This window comes from Desulfoluna sp. CLI2B, from assembly GCF_056847375.1.
The window spans coordinates 3,772,978-3,796,251 of the sequence record NZ_CP186557.1 but is presented as its reverse complement, the minus strand read 5'-3'; the positions used below and the strand labels follow the sequence as shown (position 1 = coordinate 3,796,251).

23 protein-coding genes, 1 tRNA gene, 1 other RNA gene and 1 pseudogene are annotated in these 23,274 nt (G+C 59.7%); 20 read left to right on the top strand and 6 right to left on the bottom strand.

Features of this window, described 5'->3' with window-relative positions:
- The first annotated feature begins 31 nt into the window (after positions 1 to 31).
- The 6 genes and pseudogenes from ACOYW2_RS17840 to ACOYW2_RS17815 all read left to right on the top strand — a co-directional run bounded on the left by ACOYW2_RS17840 (position 32) and on the right by ACOYW2_RS17815 (position 4,414).
- Positions 32 to 610, top strand: a complete 579-nt coding sequence (locus tag ACOYW2_RS17840; protein ID WP_482767405.1) for a TetR/AcrR family transcriptional regulator — start codon at positions 32 to 34, stop codon at positions 608 to 610.
- 26 nt (positions 611 to 636) lie between these two features.
- Positions 637 to 1,224, top strand: coding sequence for a clostripain-related cysteine peptidase (locus ACOYW2_RS17835; RefSeq protein WP_482767404.1), 588 nt, complete (start codon positions 637 to 639; stop codon positions 1,222 to 1,224).
- A gap of 5 nt (positions 1,225 to 1,229) precedes the next feature.
- Positions 1,230 to 1,715 carry a clostripain-related cysteine peptidase gene (locus ACOYW2_RS17830; protein WP_482767403.1) on the top strand — a complete coding sequence of 162 codons (486 nt, stop codon included), beginning with the start codon at positions 1,230 to 1,232 and terminating at the stop codon, positions 1,713 to 1,715.
- Positions 1,712 to 1,912, top strand: coding sequence for a hypothetical protein (locus ACOYW2_RS17825; protein ID WP_482419334.1), 201 nt, complete (start codon positions 1,712 to 1,714; stop codon positions 1,910 to 1,912). Before ACOYW2_RS17830 ends, ACOYW2_RS17825 begins: the two co-directional genes overlap by 4 nt.
- A 197-nt stretch (positions 1,913 to 2,109) precedes the next feature.
- Positions 2,110 to 3,944, top strand: a pseudogene (locus ACOYW2_RS17820) (DUF3141 domain-containing protein); the annotation flags it as partial.
- 125 nt (positions 3,945 to 4,069) lie between these two features.
- Positions 4,070 to 4,414: a tellurite resistance TerB family protein gene (locus tag ACOYW2_RS17815; protein ID WP_482767402.1), complete on the top strand. Its 345-nt coding sequence runs from the start codon at positions 4,070 to 4,072 to the stop codon at positions 4,412 to 4,414.
- 73 nt (positions 4,415 to 4,487) lie between these two features.
- On the opposite strand, the gene ACOYW2_RS17810 is transcribed toward ACOYW2_RS17815, so the two are convergent.
- From ACOYW2_RS17810 to ACOYW2_RS17790, 5 genes are all read right to left on the bottom strand, one after another.
- Entirely contained in the window at positions 4,488 to 5,126 is a 639-nt protein-coding gene (locus ACOYW2_RS17810; protein WP_482767401.1) for a nitroreductase family protein, read from the bottom strand.
- Positions 5,065 to 5,394, bottom strand: coding sequence for a 4Fe-4S binding protein (locus ACOYW2_RS17805; protein ID WP_482767400.1), 330 nt, complete (start codon positions 5,392 to 5,394; stop codon positions 5,065 to 5,067). Before ACOYW2_RS17805 ends, ACOYW2_RS17810 begins: the two co-directional genes overlap by 62 nt.
- Positions 5,395 to 5,500: 106 nt before the next feature.
- Positions 5,501 to 5,686 (bottom strand): hypothetical protein, encoded by a 186-nt coding sequence (locus tag ACOYW2_RS17800; RefSeq protein ID WP_482767399.1) that lies wholly within the window; start codon positions 5,684 to 5,686, stop codon positions 5,501 to 5,503.
- Between the two features lie 137 nt (positions 5,687 to 5,823).
- Positions 5,824 to 6,444, bottom strand: coding sequence for an AI-2E family transporter (locus ACOYW2_RS17795; RefSeq protein ID WP_482767398.1), 621 nt, complete (start codon positions 6,442 to 6,444; stop codon positions 5,824 to 5,826).
- 339 nt (positions 6,445 to 6,783) lie between these two features.
- Complete coding sequence (locus ACOYW2_RS17790) at positions 6,784 to 7,389, bottom strand: hypothetical protein (protein WP_482767397.1); 606 nt, start codon at positions 7,387 to 7,389, stop codon at positions 6,784 to 6,786.
- A 904-nt stretch (positions 7,390 to 8,293) separates the two neighbouring features.
- Here ACOYW2_RS17790 and ACOYW2_RS17785 point away from each other — a divergent pair.
- Both ACOYW2_RS17785 and ACOYW2_RS17780 read left to right on the top strand, forming a co-directional pair.
- A complete protein-coding gene (locus tag ACOYW2_RS17785) occupies positions 8,294 to 8,770 on the top strand; it encodes a PaaI family thioesterase (protein ID WP_482767395.1) in 477 nt (158 codons plus the stop codon).
- A gap of 213 nt (positions 8,771 to 8,983) precedes the next feature.
- The gene (locus ACOYW2_RS17780; RefSeq protein ID WP_482417406.1) at positions 8,984 to 10,090 is read left to right on the top strand and encodes an HD-GYP domain-containing protein; all 1,107 of its coding nucleotides are present in this window, start codon (positions 8,984 to 8,986) and stop codon (positions 10,088 to 10,090) included.
- A gap of 37 nt (positions 10,091 to 10,127) precedes the next feature.
- Here ACOYW2_RS17780 and ACOYW2_RS17775 read toward each other — a convergent pair whose 3' ends face one another.
- Complete coding sequence (locus ACOYW2_RS17775) at positions 10,128 to 11,861, bottom strand: YcaO-like family protein (protein ID WP_482767394.1); 1,734 nt, start codon at positions 11,859 to 11,861, stop codon at positions 10,128 to 10,130.
- A gap of 374 nt (positions 11,862 to 12,235) precedes the next feature.
- On the opposite strand from ACOYW2_RS17775, the gene hisB reads away from it, so the two are divergent.
- The 12 genes from hisB to ACOYW2_RS17715 all read left to right on the top strand — a co-directional run bounded on the left by hisB (position 12,236) and on the right by ACOYW2_RS17715 (position 23,231).
- A complete protein-coding gene (hisB, locus tag ACOYW2_RS17770; RefSeq protein WP_482419324.1) occupies positions 12,236 to 12,820 on the top strand; it encodes an imidazoleglycerol-phosphate dehydratase HisB in 585 nt (194 codons plus the stop codon).
- A gap of 80 nt (positions 12,821 to 12,900) precedes the next feature.
- Positions 12,901 to 13,593, top strand: a complete 693-nt coding sequence (locus tag ACOYW2_RS17765; protein ID WP_482417403.1) for a hypothetical protein — start codon at positions 12,901 to 12,903, stop codon at positions 13,591 to 13,593.
- 380 nt (positions 13,594 to 13,973) lie between these two features.
- A complete protein-coding gene (locus tag ACOYW2_RS17760) occupies positions 13,974 to 14,828 on the top strand; it encodes a DNA primase (RefSeq protein WP_482767393.1) in 855 nt (284 codons plus the stop codon).
- Complete coding sequence (locus tag ACOYW2_RS17755; RefSeq protein WP_482771051.1) at positions 14,723 to 15,745, top strand: toprim domain-containing protein; 1,023 nt, start codon at positions 14,723 to 14,725, stop codon at positions 15,743 to 15,745. Before ACOYW2_RS17760 ends, ACOYW2_RS17755 begins: the two co-directional genes overlap by 106 nt.
- Before the next feature lie 47 nt (positions 15,746 to 15,792).
- Complete coding sequence (rpoD, locus tag ACOYW2_RS17750; RefSeq protein ID WP_482417401.1) at positions 15,793 to 17,616, top strand: RNA polymerase sigma factor RpoD; 1,824 nt, start codon at positions 15,793 to 15,795, stop codon at positions 17,614 to 17,616.
- Between the two features lie 119 nt (positions 17,617 to 17,735).
- A tRNA-Ile gene (locus ACOYW2_RS17745) sits at positions 17,736 to 17,812 on the top strand.
- 231 nt (positions 17,813 to 18,043) lie between these two features.
- Positions 18,044 to 19,174: a Nif3-like dinuclear metal center hexameric protein gene (locus tag ACOYW2_RS17740; protein WP_482767392.1), complete on the top strand. Its 1,131-nt coding sequence runs from the start codon at positions 18,044 to 18,046 to the stop codon at positions 19,172 to 19,174.
- 112 nt (positions 19,175 to 19,286) lie between these two features.
- The gene (locus tag ACOYW2_RS17735; RefSeq protein ID WP_482419321.1) at positions 19,287 to 20,015 is read left to right on the top strand and encodes a zinc ribbon domain-containing protein; all 729 of its coding nucleotides are present in this window, start codon (positions 19,287 to 19,289) and stop codon (positions 20,013 to 20,015) included.
- 75 nt (positions 20,016 to 20,090) lie between these two features.
- An RNA gene (gene rnpB / locus ACOYW2_RS17730) (RNase P RNA component class A) lies at positions 20,091 to 20,474 on the top strand.
- A gap of 79 nt (positions 20,475 to 20,553) precedes the next feature.
- Positions 20,554 to 21,864 (top strand): HPr family phosphocarrier protein, encoded by a 1,311-nt coding sequence (locus tag ACOYW2_RS17725; protein WP_482767391.1) that lies wholly within the window; start codon positions 20,554 to 20,556, stop codon positions 21,862 to 21,864.
- A 32-nt stretch (positions 21,865 to 21,896) separates the two neighbouring features.
- Positions 21,897 to 22,613 carry a 2-C-methyl-D-erythritol 4-phosphate cytidylyltransferase gene (ispD, locus tag ACOYW2_RS17720; RefSeq protein ID WP_482767390.1) on the top strand — a complete coding sequence of 239 codons (717 nt, stop codon included), beginning with the start codon at positions 21,897 to 21,899 and terminating at the stop codon, positions 22,611 to 22,613.
- A 351-nt stretch (positions 22,614 to 22,964) separates the two neighbouring features.
- The gene (locus ACOYW2_RS17715) at positions 22,965 to 23,231 is read left to right on the top strand and encodes a hypothetical protein (RefSeq protein ID WP_482419319.1); all 267 of its coding nucleotides are present in this window, start codon (positions 22,965 to 22,967) and stop codon (positions 23,229 to 23,231) included.
- The last annotated feature ends 43 nt before the right edge of the window (positions 23,232 to 23,274 follow it).

Below are 23,274 nucleotides of genomic sequence, written 5' to 3'. Positions count from 1 at the left end.
ATGTGCGGCCGGGGAAAGGAAAGAGAAAGGGATGGGCAAAGAGGAGAAACGACAACGGGTGTATGAGGCGGCTCTCCTGCTCTTTTCCCGGTACGGTTTCAAGAAGACCACCGTGGAAGACATCGGTGATGCCCTGGGCATGACCAAGGGGAATCTCTACCTTTATGCCAGGAGCAAGAAAGACCTCTACGAGTCTGCCGTGGCCTGGGCCCTTCGCAACTGGCAGCAGAACTCCAAGGAGGCGGCCGACAAGGAGGAGAGTTGTGCGGCCAGGATCTACACCTACTTCATCACCGGGTACCGCTATCTGGAATCGGACCCGGTCCTGCGTCACCTGATCCGTCATGATCAGGCCCTGTTCCCGCTGATCGAAGCGGAAGATCGCTTTCAGGAGATCAACCGGGCTTCGCGGCACATTCTCCAGGCCTATCTTGAAGAGGGCATCGCCACAGGCGAATTCCGCCCCTTTGAAGTGGCCGGGGTCGCGGAACTGCTCTATTCCTTTTACGTGATGCTGGTGATCAAGCGCTATGTTGTGCCCGGCAATATCCCGTCGCAGCGTGACCTGAACACCGCCTTTGATCTCATCTTGAACGGTTTGCTTGCCTGATTCAACTCCCCTTCGGAGGAACCACTTTGAGCGTATATAGGACGTGGGGTGCGGTTCGTGTCGTGTGCGTGGCCCTTCTGGCCCTGCTGATGTCTGCCTGTGGCAGCAGCAGCGGCTCCGACGGTGAGGTAGGGACCTCCTGGACCGTGATGGTTTACCTGGATGGCGATAACAACCTGGAAGCCGATGCTCTGGTGGATTTTAACGAGATGGAGGCGGCGGCTTTAAGCCCGGATACCCGCGTTATTGTTCTGTTTGATCGCAGCAGCGGCTATGTGCAGGACCAGGGGAATTGGTCGGAGACGCGGCTTTGCATCTTATACGCCCCACGGGCCAATGCCTCGTCCATTGCCTCCAAAAGGCTCACCGAACACCACCTGGGCTTGGCCTCAGCGGGACGGCGGACGGCAAAGATGAAGTTGAACATGGGAAGTGCCGAGACCCTGCGGCGGTTTGTCGCCTTTGGGAAGGCGATGTACCCCGCCGATCACACGGCCCTGGTTCTCTGGGACCACGGCAGCGGCTGGGCCCCTGCCGCATCGGACATTGCGGCCCCGGGGACCAAGTTCATCGCCGCCGACGAAACCAAGCTCCGTACGCCGCCCTTCTGCTAAAGGAGGTGGCCTCAGCCCTTGAGGGGCAGGGGATTAGCCTGCTTGGATTTGACGCCTGCCTGATGGCAGAGGTGGAGGTGGCGTGGGAGCTTCAGGACAGGGCCCGGTTCATGGTGGCGTCCGAAGGGCTGGTGCCCTCCTCCGGCTGGGATTACACCGGGCTGTTGACCCGTTTTTCCCAACTGCCCGCCTCGTCGAAAAGCCCTGCGGCCCTGGGGCGATGCATTGTGGAGACCTATATGGCAAGCGGGGTGGGGGGGATGGCCGTGGGGCTTTCCGTGGTGGACCTGACGGCCCTGGCTCCCCTGGGGGCGGCGGTGGACGAGCTGGCCTCGGAGGTGATGACCCTCGGCTCTGATGCGGTCATTGAGGCGCGGTACCAGCGAGCGGCTTCCTACAACGACAACACCTGCGTGGATCTGCGCCAGTTCGCCGAGGTCCTCGGGGCCTCTGTCGAGACCCGGGATGCCCGCGGGCTTCCCATGCGGTGATTTACAATGACACCACGCACCCGGAAAAGGCCTGCGGTCTTTCCGTCTATTTTCCCGTCTTTGACGGGCGCCCTAACCAATACCATCTTTATACCCCCGCCCACCTTGCCTTTGTGGAGGAGACCCGCTGGGCCGATGCCCTTGACGCCCACAGCGACTCAGGTCCATGGACGGCCTTTATTGCCTCTTTGCCCTAATAACGTCTTGATAAGAGAGATGATGTTGCTATAATACCTCTTGTTTGCCTTTGCGATGCCCCGGCAACCGTGCCCGGGCAAGGTCCCGTCTTACGTTTCGTGTCTTCGTTTTTTGCCTGTCTGTTCTGCCCGCATGATTCGGGGCGCACCGGGGCCTTTTTCTCTTTGGAACGATCCTGCCGTACCACACATCAACCATGCCTTGCCGGGCCCTGTGTGTTCTCTGGTTTCATGAGCTGTTCTTGACGTTTTGCCGACGGCAAGGTGATTCAGGAGGGGTTATGGACGCTGCAGCCGTCAATACCATGTCATCCGCCTTTGATTTTTTTGCCCATGCTTCCGAATATGCCATTGATACGTCCCAGCGGTCCATCCTGTTTTGGGATGTGCTGCGAAAACGGGGGAATAACTATCTGGAGCACCTCGATAAGGGACAGCCTCCGGTATTGATTTTTGACTATGAGATTATCTGCTATTAGCCGCACCTTTGATTGCCCGGCCACGCTGCCCTTGCCCTGATCCGCGGGAAGCGTGGCCCCGAAGGCCGCGGATTTACGGGTGGGGCGGACCGCAGGGTGAGGGGAGACGGCAAAGACGGGGACCGCTCGGAGCCCGATCGTCGCCCCATCGTCATCATCGACCCCAGGGCCGGTCACGGGCCGGGCATCGGCGGGTCCAAGGAGGCGTCGGAGATCGGTCATGCCTTGTCCAACGGCCACTCTGTTTACTTTGTCCTGTTTTTTACCGAGCCCATGGAAGGCCAGACCCTGGGGGATGTGAAAAATGCGGAAATCCGGTTTTTGGAGGAGGTGGCCAGGCGGCACCCGGACGCCCTGCGGCCGGTGGTGATCGGAAACTGTCAGGGGGGATGGGCCACGGCCATTGTGGCCGCTGAACGGCCTGACCTTGCTGGCCCCATTGTCCTGAACGGCGCTCCGCTTTCCTACTGGTCCGGCGTGGGGGGGACCAACCCCATGCGGTACAAGGGAGGGCTTTTGGGGGGCGTCTGGATCAACGACCTGGTGAGCGATCTCGGCGGGGGGCATTTTGACGGGGCCAACCTGGTCATGAGCATGGAGGGGTTGAACCCGGGCAACACCTTTTGGTCCAAGCAGTACAACCTCTACAAAAATGTGGACACCGAGGAGCAGCGTTTCCTTGATTTCGAGAGATGGTGGTTTTTTCCTGATGACGAAGATCCACACCATTGTGGCGGATCTGTTCATCGGGAACCGGCTGGCCAATGGGCAGCTGCAGCTTGATGACGGCCCCGTTGTCAACTTGAAGCGGTTCAGCGATCCGGTGGTGGTGTTTGCATCAAGCGGGGATAACATCACGCCACCCCAGCAGGCCCTCAACTGGATACCCATGGTCTACAAGTCCGTGGACGAGATCAAGCGCCTGGGGCAGGTCATCGTCTATATCGTGCACCCCACCATCGGCCACCTGGGCATCTTTGTGGCAAGTTCCATTGCCGGAAAGGAGCAAAAGGAGATCATCGGCAGCGTGGAGATGATCAATTTTCTCGCCCCCGGCCTCTACGAAATGGAGATTGTGGAGGCGCCGTCCAAGGAGTGGCTCAACGACTACAAGGTGAAGTTTAGCGAGCGCACCATCGATGACATCCTGGCTTATGACGATGGCGTGGAGGACGAGAAGGCCTTTGAGCTGGTGGCCTCTATTTCCGAGCGAAACAGCGCCATGTACAGCACCTGGATAAGTCCTCTGGTGCGGGCCATGGTTAACCCTCTGTTTGTGGAGTGGATGCTTGAGACGCACCCCATGCGCCTGCAGCGAAGCCTTATTACCTACGGTGAGGCCCGTGAAAGAGGCGGCGGAGTATGTCCGCCGGACAAGGCGGCCCGTGTCCGAGACAAATCCCTTTCTCCAGGCGGAGCGGGCTCTCTCCGATATGGTGGTGACCGCCCTGGACTGGAGCCAGTCCCTGAGCGATATGACACAGGAGAAGGTGTTTCACCTGATGTACGACAATCCGGTCCTGGCCTGGCTCTACGGCATGGACCGAGGCCCCTCCCCCGAAGAAGCGAAGGCAACCCGGGCGTCCGAGGCCCGGGAGCGAAAAGAGGACCGCCGCAAGTGGCTCTCCAGACCCGTCGAACAGGGGGTACCCGGAAGGGGCCGTCCGGATCCATCGCCATGGCCAGTGTCGACGGTTCCGTGGATGAAGCGGAGATGGCCATGGGGAGTCGCATTGTCAAGGCCAGCGGCCGTTGCAGTGGCTGTCTACGAGGCAGCCTCCAGGTTGCCAAGGAGCAGGCCCGTATCCTGCAAACGGATTTTTCAAAGGCCCTTGAGGCGCTTCCCCTGCTGCTGCCGGATAACAAGGATCGGGAGAAGGCCTTGAAGCTTGCCAACCATATCGCCCTGGCAGACCATGACATCAACGAGAAAGAGGCCAAGCTTCTTGCCCGGATGAAGAAAGAGCCCTTGGGTCGTCGGCACAGCCAATCCTCCGCCCGCTCCCGCAAGGGGGCGCGATGACATGACGGAAAAGCCGCCACGGTTCCGCAAGGGGCAGTTGGCGGCTTTTTTTGTGTTCTGTGTGGCGTCCTGCTCAGTTTTGGGAGAGGCGGACCACCCGCGGCGTCACGGGTTTGCGTACCGACGGGCGACGGTAAGGTTCGTCCGGGTGCCCAATGGCGATGACGGCGTGGACGGTTTCGTCTTTGGAAAGGCCGATGCGCTGCCTCAGCCCGGCGTCTCGGGCCAGGGCTTCTACGGCAAAGCCGATGAGGCAGGTGCCCAGGCCCATGGCGTGGGCCGCCAGCAGGATTTGGCCTGATGCGAGGAGGGCATCTTCGGTGGGGCAGGAGGCCTCCTTTGAGCAGCTGACGAGGATGGCGGCCGGGGCGCCGTGGAAGAGGAGGTCCTTGTGCTGGGTTGTCCAGCAGGCGATGCCCTCTTCAATGCGGTCGTGATACTCGGTGTAATAGCGGGAGAGCTCCGGCTTGCCCAGGAGGGAAAGCAGGCCCCTGAGGGGGGCGATGCGGGCCATGCGGTTGAGTTTCTGAAAGAAGGAGAGAACGCCCCGACCGAACCCTTTCACCGAGGCGCGGTCGGGGAGCAGTGTGAATTGCCAGGCCTGGGCATTGGTGCCGGAAGGGGCAGTGGTGCCGATGCGCACCAGGTCTTCAAGGACCGTGACGGGGACGGGATCTTGGGTGAAGTGGCGGCAGGACCGGCGGGAGGCCATTAGCCAGGCTAGTCTCCACCTCAACGTCTCCGGGGTGAAAGCTGTCGCGCCATGGCAAAGGTTTGGAAGTCCTGCCCCATGGGCCAGGTGGCCGGGTGAGGTGATGGCCCCGGTGGGCACGGCCAGGCAGTGGCCGCAGGAGAGGAATGTTCCGGGAACCGTGTGTATCGTCCACCAGGGTGAGGGTGTCGTGGGGGCAGATGGCCACGCAGGCGCCGCAGCCCGTGCACAGGGATTCATCGATGGTTACATGGATGGGGCGTTTCATTGGGCTGTCTCCTTCAAAATGTTTCGCGCCACTTTTTCCGGTCCCAGGAGGATAGCGATCCACCGGGTCTCTTCCCGGGCTTCCAGGCTGATTTTAAGGGCCATGGTCAGGGGGCGCAATCATGCCCACAAGCCCACGACCCAGCCCACAACGTCAGGGAGAGAAAGACCACCAGGGCGGAGCAGCCACCGCGTCCCATGACCCGTGATTCAGCGAGGTTGCCGATGGTCACATTGGTGAGCAGGTAGAGCAGGGTCACCATCAGGGCCTTGGCACTGCTCAGCTTGACCATGGCCAGGAGCAGCTGCCGGCACCGCGGCGATGATGAAGCCGATGTTGGGCACAAAATTGAAGATAAGGAAATCATCGTCCAGATGGCGGAAAATCCACCCCGATGACCGTCAGGCCCAGGACACGCACCGCCTGTTGCTAAGCTGGTGGTGCTTTTGATGGCCAGGTAGTGGCGGATGGCCTCCCGGTGATGGTGGCGAATCCCTCGTGGGAAGCGTTGCCGTTGCCTAAGGCGGCCTGGAGTTTTACGGAGAATCCCGAGGCTTCCATGAGAATGAAGATGACCGTCAGGACGATAAAAAAGGTGTTGGTAAAGACCCCGCCGAGACGAGAGAGCAGTCCCCCCAGAAAGGCCATCATGCGGCCCGGGTTGAGGACGTTGAGCAGGGTCTCGCTGGTGATGTCGATGTGCCATCCCTGCAGGAGGGGCACCACGTCTCTCACCAGGGCTTCCATGCGTGCCGTGCAGAAGCGGCGGATGCTTCGGCGAAGCTCTTCGATGGCCCCGGTGATGATGTTGAGCAGCAGGAGAAAGAGCATGAGGACTACCAGAACGATGACAAGGACAGCCAAGCCTGTGGGGACCTTTTTTTTCTCCATCCAGAACATGGGCGGGGAGACCGCAACAGCGATAAACACGGCCAGGAAAAAGGGGACCAGAACCGGGGAGGCGGCCTGGATGCCTTTGACGACAACGACAAAACAGGCCATGGAGATGAGGATGCCGGCTCTGGCCGGTACGCCGGAAGGGGACTGCATGGGGTGTCCTTTGTGTCAGGGGTTGGGGCCATGACTTCGGGATGGGCGATGGAATGGTGCACGGAGAGGTGGCGCCGCAGTCCCGTGCGCATCGTATCCGAGGGCCATCATGGCGGCATTCATTGAAAAGGTGCCCATGTGATGAAATATGTATACATCAAGGCGGGACCACGGAAAATACAAAAAATGGCCGTGCAGGGGCGTCAGGGGTGGGGAGGCTTGCCCTCCGGAGGGTCCCCCAGGGCCTGGGAGACCTTGTTCAGGTCCGGCAGGGAGCCCAGGACGCAGGTCTGGACGATCGGCGATCTGGCGTTCGGATTTCAGGGCGGCGTCGTTGACTCAGGGCCGCGATGAGGGCCATGACCGCCAGCACCGAGGCGATGAGCAAAGAGGAGGGGCAGGACGCATTGGGCGCCAGAGAGCCCGCAGGGGCTTGGTTTCAATGGCTCCCATGCGCTCCGGATGGCGTTCCCGGGCGATGTGCATGCCGCTCATGGAAATGCCCTCCCGGGCTTTTCTCACCAGCCTGTGGGCATAGTAGTCCACGAGGCGTTTTCCCATCTCCGCGTCTTTGCCCAGGTAGCTGATCCGGGCGATGCCCCGGTCGTAGGAGAGGGTGATGTCGTTGCTGACGGCGGCGGTGACGTTTCGGTAGTGTTTGGGCTCCAGTTGATCTACGTCTGCCTCGGTGAGGTTGAAGTATCGGTTGACGTCGAAGTTATCCCGGAAGAAGATGGCCTGGGCGTCCACCACCTCGGCGACGTTGTTGAAGGAGGCAGAGGTAAACGGGGTCTCCAGGGGAAGCCGGACATCCTGCCAGACCTGGTGACGGTCCGGGGTGATGGCCGCGGAGAGCAGATAGAGGCCCGGCATGAGAAAGGCAAGGAGGAACCAGGCGTTGTAGCGCTTGAGGCCGTGGGTGTACCGTTTGACAAGGTAGGACATGGCAGGCTCCTTAGTGCATGATGGGGTTTTTCCACTGGTTGGCCATCATCCAACCGGTCCCCGGGCTCGTTGATGCGCATGGCCGTGGTGGTGCGCTTCAGGGTGGAGCGGGGAGTCCGGTTGGTCATGAAGACCAGCACCACGCCGTCGGCGATGCCGGAAAGCAGGATGGGGTCCCGCATGTTCTGATTTTCCGGGAAGGTTGCGGAGGTGTCCACGATGATGGTGTCGTATCGGTTTCTGGCCTCCTGGAGGAGGTGGTGGTCGTATCCTTCGACGGCGGGCATGGCCCCCCGGGCCTCCTCGGGCATGAGGGCGGCGGGAAGGATGTCGATGCCTGAACGGCTGGAAACGATAAGCTCCTCAATGGCGCTTGCCCGGTAAAAGGCTTCGGGGCTTTCGATGGGCTCCACCTGGAAGGCCGTGTGAATGGCCGGGGCGTACCAGTTGTAATCCACAAGGAGGGTGCGGCGCTGTTTTGCACGGGAGGCGGCGATGGCAAGCCCCGTGGCCACGGTGGTTTTCCCTTCTCCCCGGGCACCGCTGGTGACGACGACGCACAGGGGCTCTTGACGGTCGGTGGCGGTTTGAACGGCGGTGAAGATGCGTTTGGTCTCGGCGATCTTACCAAGGGTTTCAAGGTGTGGATCGTATGGACGGTTCATGAACAGGCGCTCCTTGGCATGGGCGTGGTTACGGGTGGTCGTCCCAAGGGGCGGGTGACGCGGATCAGGTGGTGATCCATGCGTATGGCGCAGGTGGAAGACCGTCGCGCAGGGGCTGTGCGCAATCGGTGTCTCGTGGCGGGTTGTTGATAATGGATTTATATTAAACCAAATGCAGACAGGTGGCAACAGGGGAGGGACGTCCCTTTTCCTTCCCGGGAGTGTCGTCAGGAGGAGTGATGGGGTACAGGTTTGACCCACCGGAGGTGTTTCGGGAGATGGACGCGCAGATTGTAACCTTCGATGCGGAAAAAGAGACCATTGAGGTGCGCTTTCCCGTGAAGCGGGGGTACCGAAACCCCATGGGGGCCATGCAGGGCGGGATGGTCGTTGCGGCCATGGACAACACCTTCGGGCCCCTGACCGTGCTGCTGGGCACCACCAGCGTGACCACACAGCTGAACACCAGCTTTGTCAAGCCCGTGGGGCGGGGTGAGTCCCATGTTACCGTCGTGGCCGGCATGGCTGGTTGCGCCGCCAGATTCACATGGCCGCCGAGGTCCGTAACGCCCAGGGGGATGTCGCCGCCCTGGGCACGGCCAGTTTCCTGGTGCTGGAGACCCGCGATGCCGAATCGGCCTGACGCCCGGCAACGGGGGCCTCGGATTCACGGTTGTTGGCAGTCAGGCTTTGGGGTATACTCATTGTATTCATGAGTTTATGCGGCTCGGAATGAGATTGACGCATCAGACGCACCGGAATACGACGGCTCCGGGTTGGATCAGGAGCCGTCTGGGTCCCCATGTTGCTGAAAAGATCCCCTGCCCTTCGACCTCCGTCCTGTGTTGATACGCTTCCCTCCTTTTGGTTTCGGCTTTCGGCAACCCTTCCCCCCTTTCACCCGGTTTTGCCTTTGGGAGCGACAACCTATGACCAAGCAGAAAACAAAGAACCCGCCCGGCCTGTTGATTGTCGATGACGACGAAACCATCCGGATGATCTTGAGGCGTGTGATGGAAAAGCAGGGGTTTGTCTGTCACATGGCTTCCCATGGCGTGGAGGCGTTGGCCGTGCTTGAAAAGCATCCGGTGGAGATTGTCCTGACAGATGTGGACATGCCCGAGATGGGAGGCCTTGAGCTTGTGAAGCAGATCCGTGCCAGGCACACCGCCGATCCCATCGTCATGACCGGCCACATCGACGATTTCAGCTACGAACAGATCATCCAGACCGGGGCCGTGGATTTTATCCTGAAGCCCATGGCGCCGGGGGAGGTGGTCCTGAGGGTGCAGCGCGTGCTTCGGGAGCGCCGTCTTGTTCAGGGGCTCAAGGAGACGCATCAGGCCCTGAAGGATTCGTATCTGGATACCATCAACCGGCTGGTGACCGCAGCTGAGTACCGGGACGAAAACACCGGGAGCCACATCACCCGCATGAGCACCTACAGCGCCTTTCTCGCGGAAAAGATGAACATGGACGGGGCCTGGGTGGACCGTATCCGGTACGGTTCGGTCATGCACGATATCGGCAAGATCGGCATTCCCGATCATATCCTCATGAAACCGGACAGGCTGTCCGGCGACGAGTTCCATGTGATCCGAACCCATCCGGCCATCGGGGCGCGGATCCTGGCCAATGCCAAGTCCGACGTGCTGCGCAGCGGCCAGCAGATCGCCATTTCCCACCATGAGAAGTGGGACGGTACCGGATACCCCCAGGGCCTCTCCGGAGAGCGGATCCCTTTGGCAGGGCGCATTGTGGGCATCGCCGATGTCTTTGACGCGCTCTCCACACGGCGTCCGTACAAGGACCCGTACCCGCCGGACGTGATTTACGGTCTTATGCAGGGGGAGAGGGAGAAGCACTTTGACCCCGATCTCACCGATATTGTGCTGGACAACTTCGACGAGTTCCTGGCAATCCGTAACGGCAACTGCAACGGCAGCGCCGAGATGGTGAACTCCGGGGCTGCCTTCAGCTGGAGCCGGAGGGATGCCGGGATGGCAAAGCCGAAAGGGGACGCGGCCTCATCGTGAGGCCGCGGTGGCAGGTTTTTCGCCTATCGCCTATGGATCAGGCGGTCTCGGCCAGTGCTTCCAGGTTGGTCCGGGCAAATTCGATGGAGGGGTCCATCTTCAGGGCCATCCGGTAGTAAGTGACGGCCTTGTCCGTGTTGCCGAGTTCCCGATAGTTGGAGGCGATGTTGGCGTAGTCGATGGCGGAGTTGGGGTTGAGGCGGAGCACCTCCCGGAAGGCGTCGATGGCCTTGTTGTGATCGGCCAGCATGTAGTGGCAAAAGCCCATGAGGTTGTAGATATCTTCGCGCTCGGGGTCGATGTCGATACCGGCCTGAAGGACCTTCAGGGCCTCCTTGTAGCGGCCTGTCTCCTTGAGGCTGACCCCCATCCACGAGCAGATGGAAGGGATCTCCGGCTCGTCGGGGTGGCTTGCAAGGGCCTTTTCAAAGGCGGCGGTGGCCTCGTCAAAGGCGCCCTGGTTCAGCAGAAGCTGGCCCTTGTAGAAGTGGAGGTAGTAGCGTTCTCCCACGGCTTTTTCAATGCCGGTGATGCGGGCAAGGGCGTCATCGGGGGTGCATGTTTCGGTGATGAGCCGTGCGGCGAACAGGGGTACGCTGGTGCCCAGGCTCCGCTCCCGGAAATGGGCGCCGGGGATGATGGTGTAAAAGGCGGGGATTCCCAGCTCCGGGTGTGTGGTCTCAATGGTGAAGATCTCCATGCCGATGGATTTCAGGGCCGCCACGTAGCGCTCGATCTCCACCTTGATGTTGGCGTCCGACAGGTCGGGCAGGCTGGCAAGAGGCACGGCGGGCTGGGCACGGGTGATGAACTCGGCCTCGGCAAGGTCCGTATACTTGGGCAGGCCGCTGGCCACGTAGTTGGCGTCGGTGTTGAAGTCCCCGGCCAGCTGGGCCACCTCGGTCATGGCCCGGCTCATGGCTTTTTCCGGGTCCGGTGCGGTGCCTGCGGTCCATACCAGCTCGCTGGACTCGGGGAAGGTGGCCGGGTCCCAGGCCAGGACCCCCACCGTGGGGATGCCGGTGTCCAGGGAGAGGTCGGAAAAGACCAGGTTGATGCCGTTTTTCCGGTATTTGACGAGCATGTCCCTGACGGCGGGGTCTGTGGCGGTGTCCGGGTCGATGGTGGGGGTGACCCGCTTGCCGTGGCTCACAAGGGAGCAGACGTGGCGCTCCACGATTTCGGAGATCCCCTGGCAGATGGCCTCTTCCTTGCAGTTGCCGGCCGAGGGGCCGTTGAATTCGTTGATGGCGAAGAACCAGTCAAAGGGGATGAGCATGTCGGTGCCCGTGGTGAGGTTGTGGGCCGGGACCCACTTCAGGGGGATATCGGAAAAGATGGCTTCGGCGGTGTCCAGAGGGGTCGTGTCGTCGTGCACCGATCGGGCAATGAGAGAAAAGGGAAGGGCCCTGTCCTTGACGTTGGCGTAGGTGTCGGTGACAAAACGGCTTTCGTCTGCCTTGAAGGCGAAGAAGCTGAACCGCTCGGCAAGTTCCATGACGGCACTGGCTTCGGATTGTTCAGGGGTGGCCCCTTTGCCCATCTGCTTGGCCGTTCCCGTCAGGGCCGAGGCATCCTTACCACAGACACTGAAAAAGACCGGAATGTCGAGCCGGCCGTTGTCGATGCGGCTCGTCTCCTTGAGAATGTCCAGTGAGAGGTTTTTCGCCTTCTCCTTGAATCTTGCTACGGTCTCTTGGGGGGAAATCACTTTGTCCTGATCGGCGGTGCAGCTTTTGATGGCATCGTTCAATACTATTCCGGCACTCATACAACACGTCCTTCCCATGGGTTCCCGGTGGCTCCGGGAATGGATGATTGCTTTGGTCTGCGGTGATCATGCAGCGCCCGGTATCAGAAGCAGGGAAACAGGGGATTTCGTGTGGTTCCCCCCGGTTATCCGGGACCGGGTTCGATGCATGAAAAAACAATCTTCGTACCATACAACATGCGGAAGTGAAAAGCCTTTTTTACGTTGACCCTCCAGCGGCAATCTGGTAATTGGGTGGGGATATTCAAAGGGCGGGAGCACCTAATTTCCGGTGTCGCCCTTTCCATTATCTGCACACGGGAAGGCGGAGCCACCACCACCTCCACTGCCTTCAGCAACGCGCCTCAACTCCGATACTTCACAGGCATCACACTATGACACGCACAGCCACCATCACGCGCAACACCAAAGAGACCCGTATTTCCATCGAACTTGATCTGGACGGCAGCGGCCGGGCAGAGGTGACAACCGGGATTCCCTATTTCGATCACATGCTCACCCTCTTTGCCGCCCACGGTTTTTTCGACCTCACCATGAAGGTCGACGGGGACCTGGAGATTGACGCCCACCACACGGTGGAGGATACGGGCCTTGCCCTGGGCATGGCCATTTCCGACGCCCTTGGCGATCGGGCAGGGATCAAGCGCTACGGGCTGGCCGTTACCCCCATGGACGAGACCCTTGCCGAGGTGGCCCTGGACCTGTCCAACCGTCCGTTTCTGGTCTATGACTTTCCGGACCACAGGGTTCGGGACGGTAACTTCGATGCCTGGCTTGCCCGGGAGTTTTTTCAGGCCTTTTCGGTGAAGGCGGGTATGAACCTGCACATCAATGTCCGCTATGGCGAGAACGATCACATCATCGAAGCTGTTTTCAAATCCCTGGGGCGTGCCCTGGATCAGGCGGTGACCATCGACCCGCGTATTCAAGGGGTGCGTTCCACCAAGGGCGTGATCTAAGGCCTCAGGCCGGGGGCGCCACCACCATCTTAAGGAAGGCTCCGGATCATCTCGGGGCCAGCCCAATCAGGGAGGTGTGTATGGGGTATCCGATGCGGGGCGTTCCTGCGGGAAGGCCTGTGTGGCTCCTTGCCATGCTGGTGGTGCTGGTGTGTGCCTGTTCCCCGGCGCACAAGTCCTCCAAGCCTTCGAAACCTGCGGTGCCCGTAACCCTCTTCTCCTGCAACGAGGTGGCGGTTCCTCCCTTTGACTGGGCGGCCCCGGAAGACACCGTGTACATCGAGAGTGAACGGGAAAAGGGGCGGGACGTGCCGTCCCTCTCCGCCTTTGCCGGGCCCGAACTGGCAAGGCGGCTAGCCGTGAGCCTCAGGGAGCGCGGCGTGGAAGCCATGGCGGTTTCCGTGGATGGTACCGACAGCCTGCGGGGGCAGGTGGCGGCCCTTGAAGCCCAGGGCTATTCCTGTGTGGCCCTTGGCCGCGTGAAACGCTATGAAGAGCGCATCGGCTCCGACTGGTCGGTGAACCGACCGGCGTCGGTGGCCTTTAAGGTGATTCTCATGGAAGCTGCTACGGGCCGGGTGCTCTGGAAGGGTTCCTTTGATGAGACCCAGCTTCCTTTGAGTGAAAACCTGCTGACCTTTAAGACCTTTGTGTCTCGCAGGGCTCGTTGGGTCACGGCAGCGGAGCTTGCCGAAACCGGGTTCAACGGGCTGGTGGACTCCATGGTCCTGTCGGGGGGACGGCCACGCCCCGAGGGCGAGCCGGAGCCATGACGATGATTTTTGTTTTTCGGAGTGTTCCCCCTTGGTTGGGGTGGAAGCCCGAAAATAGTTCTTGACAAACATGGTTTTGGCATTAACTTATGCACCTGCTTGGGCGAGCATGAAGGGCTGTTGCGCCGGTTTTTCCGGTACCGCACTTTGGGCCGTATCGGCCATCGTTTCAGGAACCGTGGATGCGTCTTTCCCCTTGGGGGACGGGCGCTTTAGGCAGTATGTTCGGCTTTCATCCCGTACCGGATGGAGGCTTTCATTATATAATATGGTATGACAGACGGCCTGCCGATGGTTCGGCTACCCTCGCGCAAGGGGCCATCGATGTGGTTCTTTCTCGGATTGGATACCGGACTCTCGCGGACAGGAGCTTTGTGCACTTGATTCCCGAAGAAGTGATTTCAGACATTAAGCATGCGACCGATATTGTTCAGGTTGTCTCTGAAACCGTTCAGCTCAAGAAGACGGGAAGCAACTTCGCAGGTCTTTGTCCGTTTCATTCCGAAAAAACCCCTTCCTTTACTGTCAGCCCGACAAAACAGATTTACTATTGCTTCGGATGCGGAGCCGGAGGCAGCGTTTTCAACTTTGTCATGAAGCGTGACGGGTTGACCTTTCCGGAAACCGTGCGTGCTTTGGGACGTCGATGCGGCATTGAGGTGCCAGAGCGGGCCTTGAGTGCCGAAGAAAAAGAGAAGATCGGGGTTCGGGAAAAGATTTTCCTGGCCAACCGCCTGGCGGCCGATTTTTTTTCACAGACCCTGAAAGGGGGCCAAGGTACCGGCGCACTGGCCTACCTGCACAACCGTGGAATCACCGATGAGACCATCGAGAAGTTCGGGCTCGGGTTTGCCCCGGACTCCTGGGACGCGGTGTCGGGGTGCCTTTCCTCCCATCGGGTGCCTGTGGATATTGCGGTGGGGAGCGGGCTTCTCATCGCCAAAGAGACGGGGCGGTATTATGATCGCTTCAGGAATCGCATCGTCTTTCCGATATTTGATACAGCCATGCAGGTGTCGGGGTTTGGCGGGCGCGTTATGGATGACGCCCTGCCCAAGTACCGACTTTGGCAAACCCTGTTTACCATAAAGCCCGGTCACTTTACGGACTCCACGCCGCGCGCGAGGGGATCCGGCAGAGTGGGACGGCCTTTGTCGTTGAAGGGTATTTCGATGCCCTGGCCCTGCACCAGAACGGCATTGCCCAGGCGGCGGCCACCCTGGGCACCGCCCTGACCCGGGACCATGTGCGCCTGCTGTCGCGGTGCGGCGCCGAGCGCTTTGTCCTGGTCTTCGATTCGGACGGCGCGGGGATACGGGCTGCCCTGCGAAGCGTGCCCGTGTTTCAGAAAGAGTACATGACGGCCAAGGTGCTGGTGCTGCCCACGGGCCATGACCCCGACTCCTTTGTAAGGGAAGCCGGGGCCGATGCGTTTCTGGCCCTGGCGGACAAGGCCATGGATCTCCTGGAATTTCTCATGGACGCTGCCATCAGGCGCCATGGGCTTACTGTGGAGGGGCGCCTGAAGGTCCTCGGAGACATGAGGGAGCCGCTCCTTGCCATGGAAGACCGGGTGGCCCGGTCCCTTTATATCCGCGTGCTGGCCGACAAGGTGGGCATCGACGAAGGGGCTGTCAGTGAGAAGATCCACAATGCCCCGGCTGCCAATACCCGGCCCCAGGTGGCGGAACCGTGGCAGGACGCCCCGGTAAAATCCCTGGGCCGCCTTAAGGAAGAGAACAGCCTGGAGTTCCAGATTGTCTCCATGCTGGTACGCTATGCAGGTATCCATGCCTACTGCAGGGAAGTGGGCATTGCAGACTATTTTCAAGAGCCGGGGCTCAAGGAGATTTGCTCCCTTGCCCTGGCTTACGACGGACCCCCGGAGGCCATGACGGACTGGTTTCTGACGAACCTTCGGGAGGAGGGACAAAGGGAGCTCGTGGCGCGTCTTGCCATTGACGAGTTCCCGGTGATTCACCAGCGGTGTGTTACTCTGATTGACCAGTATGTCCGCAACAGAAACAGATTGGGCGATGACCTCTCAAAACGAATCAGGGATGCGGAAGCCAGTGGAAACCACGAGCTTTTGCTGTCGCTGTTGGAAGAGAAACGACGCTTTTCCCAGGACCTGAAGAGACGTCAGCATTAAGCCAGGAAGGTTAAACATCAATCCGGGGTTGCAGGAGGCAAAACCATATGACCAACAAGTCCGATACCTCTCCCGAAAAGAGCAAGAAGGGTCAGGAAGCCGCATTTAAGGCTCTGCTTGTAAAGGGAAAAAAAGTCGGCGTTCTTACGTATGATGAGATCAATGAGGCGCTTCCGGATGAGGTAGATTCTTCGGAGCGGCTGGATGACATCATTGTGATGCTTCAGGAGATGGACATCAAAGTGGTTGCGGAAAGCGACACGGAGCATGACGAAGCCGAAGAGAAGGAGGAAGAGCCCGCCGAACTGGACTCCGAGCTCCCCATGGCCTCTGAAGAGTCCCCGAAAAAGAAGGTGGCGGTCTTTGAGTCCGAAACCGGCTCCGCTGATTACGGCACCGTGACCGACCCCGTGAAGATGTATCTCCGTGAGATGGGCATGGTGACCCTGCTCTCCCGTGAAGGGGAGATCGAGATCGCCAAGAAGATCGAGATGGGGGATCAGGAGGTGCTGAGGCACCAGCTCGATACCACCATCGCCGTGGGGTATATCCTTTCTCTTGCCGACGGCATTGCCGCAGGCAAGCTTCGTCCAAAAAACGTGCTTCGGGACGTGGATGAAGGGGACGGGGCCGTCGACGAGAAGAACCTGGTGGGCAAATTCCTGGAGACCATCTCAGAGATCCGCACCATCCATGAGGAGAATACCGGTCTGCGGTACCGCATCTTCACCGAAGACCTCTCCTCGGATGAGCAGCGCAAGATCAGGCGTTCCGTCAGCCGTCGCACCGAAAAGATCTTCAACCTCCTCAAGGAGTGGCGCCTGGAGGTCAGCGTTTCGGACATCATCGACGCCAAGATCCTGGAGAACATTGCCTGGTTCGAGGCCATGAACAAGATCCTGGGGCGCTGTGCCGACACCTTCGGCACCTCGGTGACCGAATTCAGGAGCCAGCTCGGCGATGAGGAGACCTTCATGGCCTGGGCCGTGGAGAAGAGCGCCATGGGCGAAGAGAAGCTCCGCGCCATCTACCCGGACTTTGCCTATCTCCAGATGCAGATCGAAAGCCGCGAACTCGGCATCAAGGCCAACGGCCGGATCCTTTCCCGCATTGCCTCTTCCATCGAGGAAGGCAAGGTTCGGGCCAAGGAAGCCAAAAGCGAGCTGGTCAAGGCCAACCTTCGCCTTGTGGTGAGTATCGCCAAGAAATACACCAACCGCGGGTTGCAGTTCCTCGACCTGATTCAGGAAGGGAACATTGGCCTCATGAAGGCGGTGGACAAGTTTGAGTACCGCAGGGGCTACAAGTTCAGCACCTACGCTACCTGGTGGATTCGACAGGCCATCACCCGGGCCATTGCCGACCAGGCGCGCACCATTCGTATTCCGGTGCACATGATCGAGACCATCAACAAGCTGATCCGAACCAGCCGGTACCTCGTGCAGGAGCTGGGGCGCGAGCCCTCTCCCGAGGAGATCGCCGAGAAGATGGAGATCCCCCTGGACAAGGTTCGGCGCGTTCTCAAGATCGCCCGGGAGCCCATCAGCCTCGAGACCCCCATCGGGGAAGAAGAGGACAGCCACCTTGGCGATTTCATCGAGGACAAGAAGTTTATGCTTCCCTCGGATGCGGCCGTGAACATGAACCTGGCGGAAAAGACCCGCAAGGTCCTGGCCACCCTCACACCGAGGGAGGAGAAAGTCCTGAGGATGCGTTTTGGTATCGGAGAGAAAGCCGACCACACCCTGGAAGAGGTGGGCAAGGATTTCGCCGTTACCCGTGAGCGTATCCGGCAGATCGAGGCCAAGGCCCTGAGAAAACTCCGGCACCCCACCCGGAGCAAGAAGCTCAAGAGCTTCATCGAGATTTAGGGGCGTACCCTGCCTCTGGTTCGCCCCGGGAACGGGGCGTCCCGAAAGCCCCTGCTGTCGGGCGGATAACACTTGACAAAAGGGGCTCGCCGGAGGTAAGGATACTCACCTTGATGCACGGGCCTATAGCTCAGCTTGGTAGAGCCACCGGCTCATAACCGGTCGGTCCCTGGTTCGAATCCAGGTGGGCCCACCAGCTCAACACACCGTGAAAAGGGAGATGCCCCAACAGGTGAGGCCAATAACTCACTTTTCATGAACCATGGCGGATGATGCACCATGAACGATGCAACAAAATGCCGAGACAGTTTTTAAACACCAAGGCGTGCTGGCTGATAAAGGCCACCACGCCTTTTTTGTTGAAGGGGTGCTTTCGGGCCGCCCGGCCCGGAATCCTTAAGCCCCTTAAGAGACGATTGGAGGAGAGATGAGCGCTACGGTATCTGAGATAATCTCCATGATGGAGGAACTTGCCCCATCATCCCTTGCAGAAGAATGGGATAATGTGGGGCTGCAGGTGGGGCACAGAGACCACCGGGTCACTCGGATTCACATCGCCCTCGATCCCACCCCGGAGGTGGTGGCCAAAGCCTGCACCGAAGGGGCGGAGATGCTGATCACCCACCACCCTCTCATCTTCTCCCCCCTAAAGACCCTGGACCTCGCCAGCCCCCTGGGTGACATCATCGCCCGCTCCGTTTCTTCCCCCCTTGCCATCTACTCAGCCCACACCAACCTCGACAGCGCCCCCGGCGGACTCAACGACACCTTTTCCCGTATGATCGGCATGACCCCCGAAGGCCCCCTGGTGCCCTCTGCAGATTCGGAAACGGTGAAGCTCGTCTTTTTCGTGCCGGAAGAGTACCGTCATAAGGTCATGAAGGCTCTGTTTTCCGGTGGGGCCGGAGCCATCGGCAAGTACAGCTGCTGCTCTTTTTCTTCGGCCGGAAGGGGAACCTACATGCCCTCAGCCGGTGCCGAGCCCTTTGAAGGCAGCGCGGGCAAGATGAGCTGCGTGGAGGAGGTCCGTGTGGAGGCGGTGGTCAAGCGCTCGAAGCTGGATCACGTGCTGGAGGTGGTGCGGGAGGTGCATCCATACGAGACCATGGAGTACAACATCTACCCCCTGCTGAGGACGGCCGATGCCGACGAAACCGGCGCGGGCCTGGGCCGGGTGGGGGCGTTTGATTCGCCCGTAACCCTGGGAGAACTTGCCGAACGGGTCAAAAAGGCCTTTGGGCTCCCCGCCGTGAGGGTGGTGGGGGACCCCGGCATGGCGGTCCGGCGCGGTGCCGTCTGCACGGGCAGCGGGGGCTCGCTCATGAAGGCGTTTTACCGGAGCGGGGCAGATGTCTATGTCAGCGGCGAGCTGAAGTACCATGACGCCCAGACCGCCCTTGAGAAGGGCAAGGGGCTTGTGGATGCCGGCCATTTCGGTACGGAATATTTTGCCTGTGGCCTGCTGGCCCGGGCCCTTAACGAGAAGATCCGGCAAAGGGGGCTTGACGTGGAGGTGGTGGAAAGCCGATGCGAGCAGGATCCCTTTGCCTTTGTATGACGGGGCCTGAGACGCGCCCTGTCTCATAGAAAAACAGCAACACCGTCGATCTGGCAATGAATGATACACCGGCTACGGCCGGTCCACAGACCTTGGAGGCTTGATAAATTCCATGCGTAATCTTAATGTGACCCGGGAGCAGATCCAGACCCTGATGAGACTTCAGAATATTGAGTCGGAGTCTGCACGGATTGAAAAGAAGTTGAAAGGGGTGACATCCCAGGCCTCCGTGCAGGGAGCACGCCTGAGGGAACTCGACGTCGAGCTCCAGGGAGCCCGCGAGGCCCTGGACGGCGAGCAGAAACGGTATGCTGCCATTGAAGAAGAGGTGGCCGAACTCAACACCCGTGTGGCCAAAAGCCAGGAGTACCTGCGCGTGGTGACCAACAACAAGGACTATCAGGTGCTTCGTCGCGAGGTGGATGACAACACCAAGCGGGTGGGGGAGCTCGAAGAGGTCCTTATTTCCATGCTGGACGAGCTGGAAGGGCAAAAGAAACAGATTGCCGAACTCGCCGCAGTCCACGGCGAAGAGGCCGAAAAGGTCAAGAGCATTGAGCAGGAGATTTACAACGACACCGCCGAGGAGCGAAAGACCCTCGAATCCATGAGCGTGGAGCGTGAAGAGGTGATCAAGGCGCTTCCCCCGGCCCTGTTCGCCCACTACGAAAAGCTGCTTAAGACCACGGGAAGACTGGCTGTTGTGGCTGTCTCCAAAGGGGTGTGCTTTGGTTGCTTCATGAACATCCCTCCCCAGCAGGCCATTGAGGTTCAACAGCAGGGCGGGCTGCACCATTGCCCCCGGTGTCATCGTATTTTGGTGAGCGAACCCAACGCCTGAGGGCAGGGGTGAAAATGGTCGTTTTCCTTTCTGTCGTTTTGAGGTATAACACGGGCACACAATCGGAAGACGGTTGGAGGGGGACAGATGATCGCCGGGTTGCCTCTGGCAACCGGGAGGAAAGTCCGAACACCACAGGGCAGGGTGCTCCATAACGTGGAGTCGCGGTAACGCGAAGGCAAGTGCAACAGAGAGTAGACCGCCACGCATCCGTTTCGGGTGCGGGGTAAGGGTGAAAGGGTGCGGTAAGAGCGCACCAGTTCTCCGGGTGACCGGGGAAGCTGGGTAAACCCCACCCGGTGCAAGACCAAATAGGGAAGTGTCCGAGGGCTGCCCGTCCGAGCTTCCGGGTAGGTCGCGTGAGGTGTCGGGTAACCGGCATCCTAGATGAATGATCATCGCCCCGTTTCCGGGTAACCGGGACGGGGAACAAAATTCGGCTTACGTGCCCCTTCAACCGTCTTCGTTTTTTTTTGATGGACCCGTAAAAAGCCATCCACTCCTTTTTACGACAGACCAGAGGCAGGCGACAGGCTTTATGGCAGATAAACAGTCGGCATGTTCCATTACCTTTAAAGAAAAGGTTCAGATCTATTCCCACGATTTTCTCAAGGCCTGTGTGTACATTGCCAGGTTCGACAGGGATGAGAACCCCTTCACCAAGAAGCTCTACTCCCGCATGACGGCCACCAGCCACCTGCTGGAAGACTTCCTGGACCTCCACGGGGCCAAGAACAACCGGGACTGGTTCTACTACCGGGAGCTCGCCTCCCTTGTCCGCCACATCAGCCTCAGCTGCTACGCCCAACGCCACATCGCCAACCGCATCCCCTTTTACGATCTCACAGATACCTCCGACTTCGAAGCCCAGGGGCGTATTACCCTGGATTTCCTCAATGATATTTTGAGAAAAGCAGTGCCGGTTATCATCGAAGAGGCCCGTCGCCTGGATATCCGGGTGCCGGAAGGGGGCTACGACCAGGCCAACTTCCCCGGTGTGGTCTCCGGCGAAATGCTGGAGTACAACATCGATGACGACGCAGGCCACGATCAGCGCAAGCACATCGTCAAGATTTCCAGTGAGTTCCTTAATATCGCCAAGCTCTTTGCCCCCTTTACCTTTTACGAGGAGCAGAGCCTTGAAGCGATCCGGGAGATGGTTCCGGCCAAGGTCAACGAGGTGGAGATCAGGGGCTTTGAGATGGTGGTGCACAACCTCCAGTCCTCCTTCGACTCTTATGTTATTCAAGGTGGATTCCGGTACGGCGACCGCAAGCTCAAGCAGCTGCGCGCCCACTTCTCCGTGGTGCTTCATCTCATGGAGGTCCAGGGACGCCTGCTCCATTTTTATGAGCGTCATCTCCACGAGGTGGGGACCATCCAGACCTATCGGGAGGTGAGAAAGAGCCTCGCGCAGATTGTGGACATCGACAAACTCCTGGATCGCACGGTCAACTACTGCCTCTTTTACGCCTGCCACTTTATGAGCTGCGGCAAACGCCTGGCCAAGGAGGTCCTCAACGAGAACATCGAGCGTGGGATCATCACCGTGGGTATCCCCGAGACCCGAGGCTTCCATGCCCGGCCCAGCCTGATGGTGGCCAAGATCGTTCAGAACTACGGTGGCGAGGTGGAGATGGTGGTCAACGGGGACCGGTTCGACGCCAGCAGCGTTCTGGATATCCAGTGGGCCGGCGGCAAGATCCAGAAAGAGGAGATTTCCCAGGTGATCTTCGAAGGAGACACCCGGGCCCTCAAGGACATCGAAATCCTCGCCGCGGTTAACTATGCCGAAGATTCCATGGGCAAGGGGCTGCCCCTTCCCAAAGAGTTGAAATACCTGAAATAGCCGCAGCCCGGCTTCGGAAAAAAGGGGGGGCAATGCAGATCGCCGCCATTATCGTTGCCGGAGGCAAGGGGCTCCGCATGGGGGCCGAGACCCGAAAGCAATACCTGAAGCTGGACGGGGTCCCCATTCTTGTGCGGACCCTGAACGCCTTTCTCTCCTGTCCGAAAATCCATCGCATCATCCTGGCCGCTCCGGCCGATGATTTTCCGTTTATCCGATCAGAACTTCTTTCTCTGCTGCCCGGAGGGGACCGTGTGGTCCTGGCCGCGGGCGGGGCCGAGCGCCAGGAGTCCGTGTACAGTGGCTTGAAGGCCCTGGGCACTGATTTTAAAGGGTTGGTGGCGGTCCATGACGGGGTGCGTCCCTTTGTGTCTGAAGAGGAGATCCTGAGGGTGTGTGAAGCGGCTTCAGGGTGCGGAGCCGCCATTCTGGCCGTGCCTGCCTTTGAGACCCTCAAGCGGGTGGGCAGGGGAGGGGCCATCACAGGGACTCTGTCCCGGGACGGCCTCTGGATGGCCCAGACTCCCCAGGTGTTTCATGCCGACCTTCTGTTCCGCGCCCATGATGAGGCCCGGGCCCAGGGCGTGCTGGGTACGGACGACGCCTCCCTGGTGGAGCGCCTGGGGCACACCGTGGAGGTGGTGGCCGGCAGTCGGTGCAACATCAAGATCACCACGCCCGATGACCTGGACCTCGCGTCCCTTTTTCTCCCCCGTTTTCCTCTTTCCATAGAACGCTCTGCAGGGTGACAGGCTTTGTTTTAGCGTAACTGTCTTTAAATGCATTTGAATTGTGCTATTTTGCAAGTAAAGGTGGATGCTGTCTTGGGGGCGGCGGGTAGTCTTTCGGTTTGCCTTGGACCTGCGATTGTGCTACAACAGAACTCCGGCTAACCGCATACGGAAAATGGCGCCTCAGGGTGGGCGCCTGTCCGATACCACCTTTTCTCTCCCCACTTGCCCATGGAGCCGCAATGATCGGACAATCCCAGGAGATGGCTGACAGACGTGCCCACAGGCGTTACCGCGCCGGTGACGGGGCTTATGCTGCATTGTCTCCGGCCTCAAGCAAGGTGGGCCCCATTGTGGATATCAGCATGGATGGCTTCGTTTTGCAGTTGCCACGCCGAGCAACCCAAGGAGCCTGTGGAGACCCATATCTACGTGGGGGACAACGGGTTCTACCTGGAAAAGATGCCCTACGAGACCGTGGAAGACGTGGAGATCGACAACCCCTCTTCCCTCTCCTCCATTATCATGCGTCAACGGCGGGTGCGGTTCGTAGATCTCAGCGCCAACCAGAAGGCCCAGCTCCAATACTTCATCGCTCACCGCACCTCCAAGCAGGAGGAGGTTGAGGCCGGGTAGTTTTTTGAAGAAAACGGTTGTTAAAACGCCAAAGGGCGCACAC

What these genes read in the sequence shown, in the direction of transcription:
- ACOYW2_RS17840 (WP_482767405.1), top strand. Translation starts at nt 32, where the DNA reads ATGGGCAAAGAGGAGAAACGACAACGGGTGTATGAGGCGGCTCTCCTG.
- ACOYW2_RS17815 (WP_482767402.1), top strand. Translation starts at nt 4,070, where the DNA reads ATGGCCAGTGTCGACGGTTCCGTGGATGAAGCGGAGATGGCCATGGGG.
- ACOYW2_RS17810 (WP_482767401.1), bottom strand. Translation starts at nt 5,126, where the DNA reads ATGGCCTCCCGCCGGTCCTGCCGCCACTTCACCCAAGATCCCGTCCCC.
- ACOYW2_RS17805 (WP_482767400.1), bottom strand. Translation starts at nt 5,394, where the DNA reads ATGAAACGCCCCATCCATGTAACCATCGATGAATCCCTGTGCACGGGC.
- ACOYW2_RS17800 (WP_482767399.1), bottom strand. Translation starts at nt 5,686, where the DNA reads ATGGTCAAGCTGAGCAGTGCCAAGGCCCTGATGGTGACCCTGCTCTAC.
- ACOYW2_RS17795 (WP_482767398.1), bottom strand. Translation starts at nt 6,444, where the DNA reads ATGCAGTCCCCTTCCGGCGTACCGGCCAGAGCCGGCATCCTCATCTCC.
- ACOYW2_RS17790 (WP_482767397.1), bottom strand. Translation starts at nt 7,389, where the DNA reads ATGTCCTACCTTGTCAAACGGTACACCCACGGCCTCAAGCGCTACAAC.
- ACOYW2_RS17785 (WP_482767395.1), top strand. Translation starts at nt 8,294, where the DNA reads ATGGGGTACAGGTTTGACCCACCGGAGGTGTTTCGGGAGATGGACGCG.
- ACOYW2_RS17780 (WP_482417406.1), top strand. Translation starts at nt 8,984, where the DNA reads ATGACCAAGCAGAAAACAAAGAACCCGCCCGGCCTGTTGATTGTCGAT.
- ACOYW2_RS17775 (WP_482767394.1), bottom strand. Translation starts at nt 11,861, where the DNA reads ATGAGTGCCGGAATAGTATTGAACGATGCCATCAAAAGCTGCACCGCC.
- hisB (WP_482419324.1), top strand. Translation starts at nt 12,236, where the DNA reads ATGACACGCACAGCCACCATCACGCGCAACACCAAAGAGACCCGTATT.
- ACOYW2_RS17765 (WP_482417403.1), top strand. Translation starts at nt 12,901, where the DNA reads ATGGGGTATCCGATGCGGGGCGTTCCTGCGGGAAGGCCTGTGTGGCTC.
- rpoD (WP_482417401.1), top strand. Translation starts at nt 15,793, where the DNA reads ATGACCAACAAGTCCGATACCTCTCCCGAAAAGAGCAAGAAGGGTCAG.
- ACOYW2_RS17740 (WP_482767392.1), top strand. Translation starts at nt 18,044, where the DNA reads ATGAGCGCTACGGTATCTGAGATAATCTCCATGATGGAGGAACTTGCC.
- ACOYW2_RS17735 (WP_482419321.1), top strand. Translation starts at nt 19,287, where the DNA reads ATGCGTAATCTTAATGTGACCCGGGAGCAGATCCAGACCCTGATGAGA.
- ACOYW2_RS17725 (WP_482767391.1), top strand. Translation starts at nt 20,554, where the DNA reads ATGGCAGATAAACAGTCGGCATGTTCCATTACCTTTAAAGAAAAGGTT.
- ispD (WP_482767390.1), top strand. Translation starts at nt 21,897, where the DNA reads ATGCAGATCGCCGCCATTATCGTTGCCGGAGGCAAGGGGCTCCGCATG.
- ACOYW2_RS17715 (WP_482419319.1), top strand. Translation starts at nt 22,965, where the DNA reads ATGGCTTCGTTTTGCAGTTGCCACGCCGAGCAACCCAAGGAGCCTGTG.